This window comes from Idiomarina aquatica, from assembly GCF_003987185.1.
Taxonomy (GTDB): domain Bacteria; phylum Pseudomonadota; class Gammaproteobacteria; order Enterobacterales; family Alteromonadaceae; genus Idiomarina; species Idiomarina aquatica.
Genome location: NZ_PIPS01000001.1, coordinates 1,020,707 through 1,032,545, shown reverse-complemented (window position 1 = coordinate 1,032,545; position 11,839 = coordinate 1,020,707). Strand labels below are relative to the sequence as shown.

At 51.6% G+C, this 11,839-nt stretch carries 8 protein-coding genes and 2 riboswitches; all 8 genes read left to right on the top strand.

Annotated features, from left to right (window positions below; all coding sequences use genetic code 11):
* Positions 1-7: 7 nt before the first annotated feature.
* The 8 genes from aceF to CWE23_RS04645 all read left to right on the top strand — a co-directional run bounded on the left by aceF (position 8) and on the right by CWE23_RS04645 (position 11,815).
* A complete protein-coding gene (gene aceF / locus CWE23_RS04680; RefSeq protein ID WP_126819652.1) occupies positions 8-1,762 on the top strand; it encodes a dihydrolipoyllysine-residue acetyltransferase in 1,755 nt (584 codons plus the stop codon).
* 136 nt (positions 1,763-1,898) lie between these two features.
* On the top strand, positions 1,899-3,326 hold the full coding sequence (lpdA, locus tag CWE23_RS04675) for a dihydrolipoyl dehydrogenase (RefSeq protein WP_105305625.1): 1,428 nt from the start codon (positions 1,899-1,901) through the stop codon (positions 3,324-3,326).
* 139 nt (positions 3,327-3,465) lie between these two features.
* Entirely contained in the window at positions 3,466-3,753 is a 288-nt protein-coding gene (locus tag CWE23_RS04670) for an encapsulin-associated ferritin-like protein (RefSeq protein WP_126819651.1), read from the top strand.
* Positions 3,754-3,777: 24 nt separating this feature from the next.
* Positions 3,778-5,856, top strand: a complete 2,079-nt coding sequence (locus tag CWE23_RS04665; RefSeq protein WP_105305627.1) for a M13 family metallopeptidase — start codon at positions 3,778-3,780, stop codon at positions 5,854-5,856.
* Between the two features lie 22 nt (positions 5,857-5,878).
* Entirely contained in the window at positions 5,879-6,235 is a 357-nt protein-coding gene (locus CWE23_RS04660; RefSeq protein ID WP_126819650.1) for a hypothetical protein, read from the top strand.
* Positions 6,236-6,277: 42 nt separating this feature from the next.
* Positions 6,278-7,597, top strand: coding sequence for an efflux RND transporter periplasmic adaptor subunit (locus CWE23_RS04655; RefSeq protein ID WP_126819649.1), 1,320 nt, complete (start codon positions 6,278-6,280; stop codon positions 7,595-7,597).
* A complete protein-coding gene (locus CWE23_RS04650) occupies positions 7,597-10,701 on the top strand; it encodes an efflux RND transporter permease subunit (protein ID WP_126819648.1) in 3,105 nt (1,034 codons plus the stop codon). The genes CWE23_RS04655 and CWE23_RS04650 overlap by 1 nt, the downstream gene beginning before the upstream one ends.
* A gap of 400 nt (positions 10,702-11,101) precedes the next feature.
* A riboswitch (cyclic di-GMP riboswitch) is annotated at positions 11,102-11,189 on the top strand.
* A gap of 12 nt (positions 11,190-11,201) precedes the next feature.
* Positions 11,202-11,294, top strand: a riboswitch (cyclic di-GMP riboswitch).
* Between the two features lie 17 nt (positions 11,295-11,311).
* On the top strand, positions 11,312-11,815 hold the full coding sequence (locus tag CWE23_RS04645) for a Csu type fimbrial protein (protein ID WP_105305631.1): 504 nt from the start codon (positions 11,312-11,314) through the stop codon (positions 11,813-11,815).
* Positions 11,816-11,839 lie beyond the last annotated feature (24 nt).

The window sequence follows — 11,839 nt, the reverse complement described above, 5'->3', positions numbered from 1 at the left end:
TACTGAGATGGCCGATACAATCGAACTCAAAGTCCCTGACGTGGGCGGTGAAGAAGTCGAAGTCATTGAATTGTTAGTCAGCGTTGGTGATACCGTCGAAAAAGAAGACGGTATTGTCACCGTCGAGAGTGACAAAGCGTCCATGGATATCCCTGCTTCAGCCGGCGGTAAAATCGTCGAGCTGAAGGTTAAGGAAGGCGATACCATCAGCGAAGGTGACGTGCTGGCGCTGGTCGAAGCGGCGGATGCGGGCTCCTCGGACGATGCCGACGAGGCAACCGAAGAGAGCACTGACGACACAGCAAACAGCGATGAGAAAAGCGACGATAAGGCTGAGGCAGAAAGCAAGGCTGAGCCAGAAGACGAAGCAAAAGAAAGCCAGGATTCTGACCGCAAGGCGAGCGCTGGCGAAGCCAAAGTGATTGACGTGGAAGTCCCGGATATCGGTGATGAAGAAGACGTCGAAATCATTGAAATCCTGGTCTCGAAAGGTGACAGCGTTGCCAAAGAAGATGGCTTGATTACGCTTGAAACCGATAAAGCAACGATGGATGTGCCGTGTCCTGATGACGGCGAGATCGTTGAGATGTTGGTAAAAGAGGGTGATAAAGTCTCGCAGGGGTCGGTCATTGCTAAGCTGAAAGTGGCTGGCGGTTCGGCGGACACTGCGGATGCGCAAGCGTCAGCGTCCGAGAGCGAAGACAAGACCGAGAAGAGCGAGTCGAAACAGCAGCAAGCGCAAACATCGTCTGACGATGACGACAGCTCGCGTGCGACGCCAACCACCGAGCGTCAGCCGCCGGTACCGGATCACCCGACTGAGCGCAAAGATAAGCACGTCATTCATGCGTCACCGGCGGTACGTCGCGTTGCCCGCGAATTTGGTGTGGATCTGTCCCAGGTCAAAGGCAATGGACCAAAAGGGCGTATCCTGAAAGAAGACGTACAAGACTACGTTAAGTACGAACTGTCGCGTCCGAAAGCGGTTGCGGGTGCAACTGGCCAGGGCGGTGGCGGTCTGCAGGTCATCGATGCGCCAAAAGTTGATTTCAGCAAATTTGGTGAAGTCGAAGAAGTGCAATTGTCGCGGATTCAACGTAAATCTGGCCCTAATCTGCACCGTAACTGGGTAACCATCCCGCACGTTACGCAGTTTGACGAAGCGGATATCACCGAGCTGGAAAACTTCCGTAAATCCGAGAACGAGGTGGCGAAGAAGAAAGATCTTGGCTTCAAGATCACACCGTTGGTGTTTATCATGAAAGCCTGTGCCAAAGCGTTGCGCGAGTTCCCGACCTTTAACTCGAGCTTGTCAGAGTCGGGTGAGTCGCTGTACATGAAAAAATATGTACACATCGGTATTGCGGTTGATACACCAAACGGCTTGGTGGTTCCGGTTATTCGTGATGTGGATAAAAAAGGCATTTACGAACTATCCGAAGAACTGGTTGAGATCAGTGCCAAAGCACGAGACGGCAAATTGAAAGCCGCTGACATGCAGGGCGGTTGTTTCTCTATCTCAAGTTTGGGTGGCATTGGCGGTACGGCCTTTACGCCGATTGTTAATGCACCGGACGTTGCTATTCTGGGGGTTTCACGTAACGAGATGAAGCCGAAATGGAATGGCAAAGAGTTCGAGCCGCGACTGATGTTGCCATTGTCACTGTCGTACGATCACCGTGTGATCGACGGCGCGGAAGCCGCGCGCTTTACCAGCTACCTCAGTCAGGTGCTGGGCGACATTCGCAAATTGGTATTGTAAGTCTCGTGCCAGTGGCACGAGCTACGATCATTTTGCACAAGAAATACGAAACAATTCGCGCTACAATAGCGCCACTTTTTAGCGTTGACTGACCTCGGCTGGTGGCTCAACCAGCCGTAACAAACAAGGGGTTAACATGAGCGACAAAATTAAGACACAGGTAGTGGTGTTAGGTTCAGGCCCAGGCGGATACTCGGCAGCTTTCCGTGCCGCCGACTTAGGCCTTGATGTTGTTTTGATCGAGCGTTACAGCACCTTAGGCGGTGTTTGCCTGAACGTTGGCTGTATTCCGTCAAAAGCACTGCTGCACATGACCAAGCACATCGAAGAAGCAAAAAATCTTGCGGCTGAAGGCATTGAGTTTGGTGAGCCAAAAATCGACTTGGAAAAAATGCGTAAGCATAAAGAAAAAGTCGTTGGCCAGCTGACCGGTGGCTTAGGTCAGATGTCGAAAATGCGTAAAGTCAAAGTCGTTAATGGTTACGGCAAATTTACCGGCAGCAACACCATCAAAGTAGAAGGTGATGACGGTGAAACCACCGTTGAATTTGATAACGCTATCATTGCGGCCGGTTCACAACCAATCAAACTGCCGTTTGTACCGCATGACGATGAGCGCGTATGGGATTCTACTGACGCGCTGGAATTAAAAGAAATTCCGAAGAAAATGTTGTTGTTAGGCGGCGGTATTATCGCACTGGAAATGGGTCAGGTTTACGCATCGCTGGGTTCTAAAGTGGATGTTGTCGAAATGACCGACCAGCTTGTACCACCTGCTGACGCCGATATTATCAAGAGCTTCAACAAGCAAATCAAAGGCCGCTTTGAAAACATCATGCTGAGCACCAAGGCGACCAACGTTGAAGCCAAGAAAGACGGCATTTACGTGACCTTTGAAGGCAAGAACGCGCCAGAGAAACCGGTTAAGTACGACGTAGTTCTGGTTGCCGTTGGCCGAGCGCCGAATGGTAACAAAATTGACGCTGACAAAGCCGGTGTGAAAGTGGATGAGCGCGGTTTCATCAACGTTGACAGCCAAATGCGTACCAACGTTGACCACATCTTCGCCATTGGCGATATCGTTGGTCAGCCAATGCTGGCGCACAAAGCCGTACACGAATCTCACGTTGCTGCCGAGGTGATTTCTGGTAAGAAGCATTTCTTCGAGCCTAAAGTCATTCCTTCGATCATGTACACTGACCCAGAAGTAGCATGGGCAGGTGTTACTGAAAAAGAAGCGAAAGAGAAAGGCATCGAATACGATGTGGTCACCTTCCCTTGGTCAGCATCAGGTCGTGCCATTGCCTCTAATGCGCAACAGGGTATGACTAAACTGATCTTTGATAAGAACAACCGCATTATCGGTGGTGCTATGTGCGGCAGCAATGCCGGCGAGCTGCTGGGTGAAGTCTGCCTGGCCATCGAAATGGGTTGTGATGCCGAAGACATCGCTTTGACCGTGCACGCTCACCCAACGCTGCATGAGTCAGTCGGTCTGGCCGCTGAGATTCAGGAAGGTTCGATTACGGATATGCCGAATCCAAAGGCGAAAAAGAAAAAGTAACAGACTGTTACGTTTAATGAACGGTAAAACGGCCGCATTCATCGCGAATGCGGCCGTTTTTCTTTGCGTGTCGCGTAACAATGCGATAATTTTACAAAGTTGTCTAACATAGACTCAACCCCAAACTAAGGAGGCTGTTATGGCCAACGAAGGATACCACGAACCCTACGAGCTGTTATCCGACGAAACGCGTGACATGCACCGAGCCATCATTTCACTGATGGAGGAGCTGGAAGCGGTCGATTGGTACAACCAACGTATCGACGTGTGCAAGGACGAAGAACTTAAAGCGGTGTTAGTTCATAACCGCGATGAGGAAAAAGAGCATGCGGCGATGATGTTGGAGTGGATCCGACGTAAAGATCCGAAGTTTGATGAAGAGCTAAAAGACTATTTGTTTACGGATAAATCCTTAAAACACGATTAGAACAAGAAAACCAGGGAAAACATAATGAAACTGAAATTAGCTACTGTCGCTGCCAGTGTATCAATGGCGCTGGCGTTGTCAGCCTGTTCACCACAACAAGCGCAAAATGAGAACAACCAACAGGCGAGTGCCGAGCAACAGCAACAACAACAGTTGTCGTCCGGTGTCTTTTTAGAGAACTTTGACCACAGTGTTAAGCCACAGAACGATTTGTATCGTCATGTGAACGGTGCCTGGATTGAGCGCACAGAAATTCCTTCCGATCGCTCTTCGATTGGTGCGTTCTACGATTTGCGTGAACAGAACCAGAAGCGCTTACGTGACATCATTGAAAAGGCCGCTAATTCAAACCCGGAAGCGGGTTCTAATGAGCGCAAAGTCGGTGATTTCTTCAACGCGTACATGGACGTCGAAACACTGAATGAGTTGGGTGTTAAGCCGATCCAAAGCGACCTGGATGCCATTGCCGCGCTGGACAGTCACTCTGCAGTCGCCGAACATATGGCGCGTTTCAGTCGCCAAAGTGTCTCAACACCGTTTGGCTTTTATGTTTATCCGGATGCCAAAGATCCGCAAGTCAATGCGATGTACGTGTCACAATCGGGCCTGGGTCTGCCGGATCGCGATTACTACTTGAAAGACGATGAGAAATTCGAAGAATTCCGTAATGCTTACCAGGACTACGCCGCTGACATTCTGGCGATGGCCGGTGTGGCAGATGCGGAAGCGGCGGCAGAACGCATCCTGAAGTTAGAAACCCAACTGGCTGAAATTCAATGGTCACGGGTCGAAAGCCGCAATGCCGATAAAACCTATAACAAAAAGACCGTAGCAGAAGTTGCCGACATGCTGGGTGATTTTGATTTCTCGGCTTGGGTAGAAACGGCAGGATTGAGCGACGTAGAGGCTATGGTCATTCGTCAGCCGTCGTATTTTGAAGCGTTTGGTGAGTTGTTTACCGACGTTGATTTGCAAACCTGGAAAGACTATTTAAGTTTCCGCATGGTTAACGATGCCGCCCCCATCCTGAGTGAAGAGTTCGGTGAGCGCCGGTTCGCCTTCTATGGCTCAACGCTGCGCGGTATCCCTGAACAAGAACCACGCTGGAAGCGCGGTGTTGACGCCACTAACGGCATCCTGGGCGAAGTACTGGGGCAAGTTTATGTGAAAGAATACTTCCCGCCGGAAGCCAAGCAGAAAATGGAAGTGTTGATCGAAAACTTGCGTGAAGCCTATGGAGAATCGATTCGCAACCTTGAGTGGATGACCGACGAGACCAAGGAAAAAGCCTTAGACAAACTGGCTAAGTTCGATCCGAAAGTGGGTTATCCGAACGAGTGGCGCGACTACAGCGATCTGCAAATTTCGGCAACCGATCTGGTCGGTAACTACAAAGCCTACGCAGAATTCAACTATCAGGAAGAAATCGCCAAAATCGGTGGTCCTGTTGATGAAGAAGACTGGGGTATGACGCCACAGACGGTGAACGCCTATTACAGCCCGGTACGTAATGAAATCGTCTTCCCGGCCGGTATTTTGCAGCCTCCGTTCTTTGATATGAACGCAGAAATGGCGGTCAACTACGGCGGTATTGGCGCGGTTATCGGCCACGAGATGGGTCACGGCTTTGACGACCAGGGCTCTAAATACGATGGCGATGGTAACCTGGAAAGCTGGTGGACCGATGCCGATCGTGAAGCCTTTGATGAGCGTGGTCAGCAGTTGTCTGAACAGTTTAGCCAATACGAGCCGATTGAAGGTCTGAACATTAACGGCGACCTGACGCTGGGTGAAAACATCGGTGACCTGGCCGGCTTAACCATCGCTTATGAAGCGTATAAAAAATCGCTCAACGGCGAACCGGCACCGGAACTGGATGGCTTTACCGGCGAACAACGTGTCTTTATCGGTTGGGCGCAGGTATGGCGTGGTAAGTACCGCGAAGACGCGATCCGCGAGCAAGTCATGAGTGATCCGCATTCACCGGCCGAGTACCGTGTTAACGGTACCGTGGTGAACGTTCCGGCTTTCTACGAAGCCTTTGAGGTGAAGCAGGGTGACGAGCTGTACGTGGCGCCGGAAAATCGCGTGACGATTTGGTAAGCGCTCTGTTAGACTAACGACTATGAAAACACTTACGGTTGTTTTGACATTGATTGTGGCGCTGCTGGCGGGGAGCTTTTCCTCGCCGGCAATGCACGCTATGCCAATGGCAGATACCGTAAGTGTTATGTCTCAGGAGGTCGGCGAATCGCATGACTGCTGTGACGAGGCCGAGCAAGCAACGATGTCCGCCTCGTGCGAACAAGAAAGCTCATTTTGCCAGCATTGTGAACAACACTGTGCTGGCCAAATTGGCTTAGTCAGTTTACTGACCCAATTCCCCTCAACATCATTCTTTACCCTGTTTGAGCGTCGCGAGATGGCCCTCTGGCAGCGCAATGAACGTCTTATTCGTCCACCGAAATTGATGGTTGCATAACCCGAAGTACGTTTTTTATGCACAATCAGAAGGTGGAATACCATGCGAGTTTTATTGTTAGCGTTGACGCTGTTGGCGCTGCTTTCTACGGTTAGCGCGCCGCTTGCGTTAGCTCAGGACCACAGTCAACATCAGCATCAGCAAAGCACTGACAACGACCCCTTTAACGAGGACGATGTGCAATACGTGTGTCCGATGCACAGCCAAATAGTGAAAGACGAACCCGGTACGTGCCCAATCTGTGGCATGGACTTGGTTCAGAAGAAAACGGAAGCACGGCCGCAATCGCAGCAACCGTCCAATGACATGAGCGAGAGGTCAGAGTCGGATACGGATCGCTCGCGAGATTTTACGGTGCCGGTGAAACAGCAGCAGGCGCTACGGGTAACGACCGCTGTGGTTGAACGTAAAAACGTCACCCCCAGTATCTCGGCGCAAGCACAAGTGAGCTGGCAACAGTCTGCCAAATACCACGTGCACGCTCGTGCAGAAGGTTGGGTCGAAGAGTTATACGCCGACATCGAAGGCCAGTGGGTGGATAAAGGCGACAAACTGTATCGTGTTTACGCACCGGACCTGGTGGTGGCACAGGATGACTATCTGCAATTACTAAACTCGTTGGCGCAAGTGGGTAACTCGCAGCGTCAGCAACAGTTCAAGCAACGTGGCCAGCAGCGATTGCGGCTGCTGGGTATGACCGAGGCGCAGATCGCGCAATTGGAGAAAAGTGGCGAGACGCGCTACGAGGTGGATTATTTCGCACCAAAGTCCGGTTATGTGACGGAGCTCAATATCCAGCAAGGTATGTACGTTAATCCCGGACTTGAGTTGATGACCATCAGTGGTGACGAGCAGCTGTGGTTTATGCTGGATGTGCCGGTACGTTATGCCGATCAGCTCGCTGTCGGGCAAATGGTACACCTTAGCTCGGAACAAATTGACGGCCACTGGATGAACCGCATTGATTATCTTTACCCGCAAGTTGACCAGCGCACACAAACGATAACCGCCCGGGTTCCGGTTGATGCGTCCATCGATAACTTGCGCGAGGGCATTTGGGCGAGCGGCCGTATCGAGCTGGATACTATCGAGAACGCTTTAGTTATCCCGGTGAAAAGCCTGATCCAGACGCAAAAAAATAACCGTGTCATCGTGCAGACGAATGAACAGGCGTTTGCCGTGCGAAAAGTCACGACGGGTTTGCGTATTGGTGATGATATCGTTATCCGGGAAGGTCTTCAGGAAGGCGAGCGTGTGGTCACCAACGGCCAGTTTCTACTCGATTCGGAAGCGTCATTACGGGGCCTGCAGCCGGATGCTGAGGCAATGCCAGCGATGCAACATGACCACGGAGGCCACTGATGTTAACGCGGATCATTCAGGCATCGTTGCGTAACTCGATGCTGGTGCTGCTGCTCTTTGCAGCGTTAAGTTTTTTAGCCTGGAAGTCGTTGCAACAGACTAAGCTGGATGCGATTCCGGATTTGTCCGACGTCCAGGTGATTGTTAAGACCAGTTACCCGGGGCAGGCGCCGGCCGTGGTCGAAGAGCAAGTGACCTATCCATTGTCGAGTGTGATGTTGTCTGTCCCCAATACCAAGTCGGTACGGGGCTTCTCATTTTTCGGCGACTCTTACGTTTACGTCATCTTTGAGGAAGGCACCGACCCTTACTGGGCCCGTAGCCGGGTCATCGAATACCTGGATCAGGCGCAAAGCCAGTTACCAGAGGCGGTACAACCAAGCCTTGGACCCGATGCAACCGGGGTTGGCTGGATTTATCAGTACGCGCTGGTCGACCACAGCGGTCAACACAACCTGGGCGAGTTGACGCGTTTACAGAACTGGTTTTTGCAGCAGGAATTGCAGAGCGTTGAAGGCGTCGCGGAAGTTGCCCGGGTGGGCGGTATGGTTGAGACCTATCAGGTGGTTGTTGACCCGCGCACGTTGCACCAATATCAGCTGTCATTAACCGACGTTGAACAGGCCATACAGCAAGCCAATTCGGAAGTCGGCGGTTCGGTGGTCGAAATGGCCGAAGCCGAGTATATGGTAAGGGGTCTTGGTTACCTGCAGTCCATTGAGGATCTGCGGCAATTGCCGTTGCTGAAGGCTTCCGCCAACGACGGTGTGCTGCTACTGGAAGACATTGCCGATGTGCGGCTGGGACCACAAGTGCGACGTGGTGTCGCTGAACTTGATGGTGATGGTGAAGTGGTCGGCGGCATTGTGGTGATGCGCTACGGTGCTAATGCCTTGCAAACCATCGACAACGTCAAAGCCAAGCTCGAACAATTGCAGCAGGGCTTGCCGGAAGGTGTTGAGCTGGTGACCACCTATGATCGATCGGAACTGATACAGGCTTCGGTAGATAACCTGACCACCAAACTGATCGAAGAGATGGCGCTGGTGGCCATTGTTTGCTTCCTGTTCCTCTGGCATGCGCGTTCCGCGTTGGTGGCGGTGGTCAGCCTGCCGCTGTCGGTATTGTTGGCGATCTGGATCATGAATGGCTTGGGCATTAGTGCCAACATCATGAGTTTGGGCGGTATTGCGATTGCGATAGGGGCGTTGGTTGACGCGGCCATTGTGATGATAGAAAACGCCCATAAGCACTTGCATCATTACCAGCAACAAAATGACGATAAACCGGCGCAAGGTGCGCAACGCTGGCGTTTGATCACCGATGCCTGTTCGGAAGTCGGGCCATCGCTATTTTTCTCGCTGTTGGTGATAACCGTAAGCTTCATTCCGGTTTTTGCCCTCCAAGGGCAACAAGGGCGCTTATTCGAACCGCTGGCTTACACCAAGACATTGGCGATGGGTGCCGCATCGGTACTGGCAGTGACGTTGATCCCGGTATTGATAGCGTTACTGGTGCGGGGAAAAATCCCGGCGGAAACCGGTAACCCGTTGACGCGATTGCTGATTTGGCTGTATCGGCCGTTGCTGAACATGACGTTGCGCTGGCCCAAATTGCTGATTGTGCTGTGTATCGGCATCACGGCGTCGGCCTGGTATCCGTGGCAAAAATTAGACTATGAACTGATGCCGCCATTGTATGAAGGTGACCTCATGTACATGCCGACCACGTTACCGGGCATTAGCGTGAACGAGGCCAGTGAACTGCTCCAGCAGACCGATGCACTGATTGCTCAGCATCCGCAGGTAAAACGGGTGTTTGGTAAGATTGGGCGGGCGGACACAGCCACCGATCCCGCGCCGTTAACGATGATTGAGACCAGCATCACGTTAACGCCGGAAGAACAGTGGCCGGCAGGGAAAACCATTGATGACGTGATGGATGAGCTCGATGCGATGGTGCAGATTCCGGGTTTGACCAATGCCTGGGTGATGCCGATCCGGACGCGCATCGAAATGCTTGCTACCGGCGTTAAAACGCCGTTGGCGATCAAGGTAAGCGGTGCCGAGTTTGCCCGCATTCAGAAACTGGCGACCGACATTGAAGGGGTACTGGCGGAGTTACCGGAAACCGGCTCGGTGATCGCCGAACGCGCGGCCGACGGACGCTATATCGAAGTATTGCCTAAACTGCGCGAAGCGGCCCGATTTGGCTTATCACAGACGGATATTCAGCAGCATTTAATGCAGGCCGTCGGCGGCAGTAATATTGCCACCTCGGTACAGGGCAACGAGCGCTTTCCGATTAACCTTCGGTACCCGCGCGAGACACGGGATCATATCGATAAGTTACGTGAGTTACCGATCCGCTCGGCTGACGGTCGTTGGCTGACACTGTCCGATGTTGCTGAGATTGATTTAACGTCCGGGCCGGCGGTATTAAAAAGTGAAAATGCGCGGCTCAGTAGCTGGATCTTTATCGAACCGGCGAAAGGCGTGACGGTCAGTGATTACATTGCTGCCGTCAGCGATGAGCTGGCGCAGTTGTCATTGCCAACGGGCTATAGCTGGAGCTGGACCGGGCAGTTTGAGTCCATGCAACAAGTCGAGGCGGATTTAAAAGAGATCATTCCGCTGACATTGGCCTTGATCGTGATTTTGCTCTACTTGACCTTCCGTTCGATGGGGCAGGCATTGCTGGTGATTGCGACATTACCGCTGGCGTTGACCGGCAGTTTATGGCTGCTGTATTGGCTGGATTACAACCTGTCACTGGCGGTGATCGTGGGCATGATTGCGTTGGCCGGGGTTGCCGCCGAATTTGGTGTGGTGATGTTGCTGTATCTGAATAACGCCTGGAAAGGCGTGGGTCAGCAGCGCCCGCAATTGCAGGCTGCGATTGAGGAAGGGGCGGTGTTGCGAGTACGACCTAAGGCAATGACGGTGGCTACCATTGTTATCGGGCTATTGCCGATCATGCTCGGCAGCGGTATTGGTAACGAAGTTATGCAACGGATAGCAGCACCTATGGTGGGCGGGATGATCCTCGCTCCGCTGGTATCCATGCTGTTGATTCCGGCTGTGTTTTATTTACGCTGGAAGTAGCGCATGTTCACCGCGAAGAGCGCGGAGAGCGCAGAGGTTTTATTGTTAAAACATCAAAACCTTCGGACGTTATGACCACCGGTACGGGTGATGGGCACAAAACCCGTACCAACAACCAAACCCAAACAAACGGGTGTTCCATTAAAAAGGTTTTCTCCGCGGTTCTTAGCGCGCTCAGCGGTGAGAAAAAACGTTGTGTTCACCGCGGAAGCCTGTCTACTATAGGCTACAGAGGGGGTGTAGTTTGTTTTGATCCAGATCAATAGTAAGGTTTTTATGTAAATAAAATTCAATTTAAATTCAACATATTATCCATTTGTTATAAAAAATCTTCATTTTCTTACTGGCGGAATCGCAAATTGCTGATTAATATTTCGTCACCTGAAGGCACTAACGGTGACTTCAGGTAAGCCAAACCCACCGCGAGGTGGGGACGGAAAGCTTCGGGTCTTCTAAAAAGAAAAAGCGAAGATAGCCGGGTTGCAGCTAAATAATTAACTTTGTTTAACTGCCAAACTCATCGTGAGATGAGGACGGAAAGCCACGGGTCTCAGAGTATTCTGAGTCGTTTCTAAGATAGCCGGGCTGCGAAAATTAGGATTTCGCAACAATGAAAAATTCAGTAAAAACACTTATCGCTGTTAGCTTACTCACCTCCACCGCAGCGTTAGCTGAACAGATGGATATGAATAACACCGACACCACTTCTTTCTCTGTCAATGGTACCGTAGAAAAAGTGTGTAAAGTCGATAACAGCAGTGGCCCATCAAAAACTATCGCTTTGGATGGCGTTGCTACCGCAGGATTTGGTATCGGTTTCTGGTGTAACACCGCAGCGATGCCAACCATCACCTACAGCTCTCAAAATGGTGGTGTACTTGCCCTTAACAACGATCCACAAGCCGGCTTCATTCCATACACCATGGATCATGGCGCTGCAGTAGGTGTGTCGTTGACTTCTCCCTACTCAATGACTGGTAACGGCAACATGGTAGGTAACAACACCAATGGTGACCTACACCGCCGGACATTGACTGTATCTCCTGCTCCAACAGGGTATGAGCGTGCGGGTGACTACAGTGACACAATCACTGTGACTGTCACACCAAACTAATCCGTAATAAAGCCATCGCCCTCG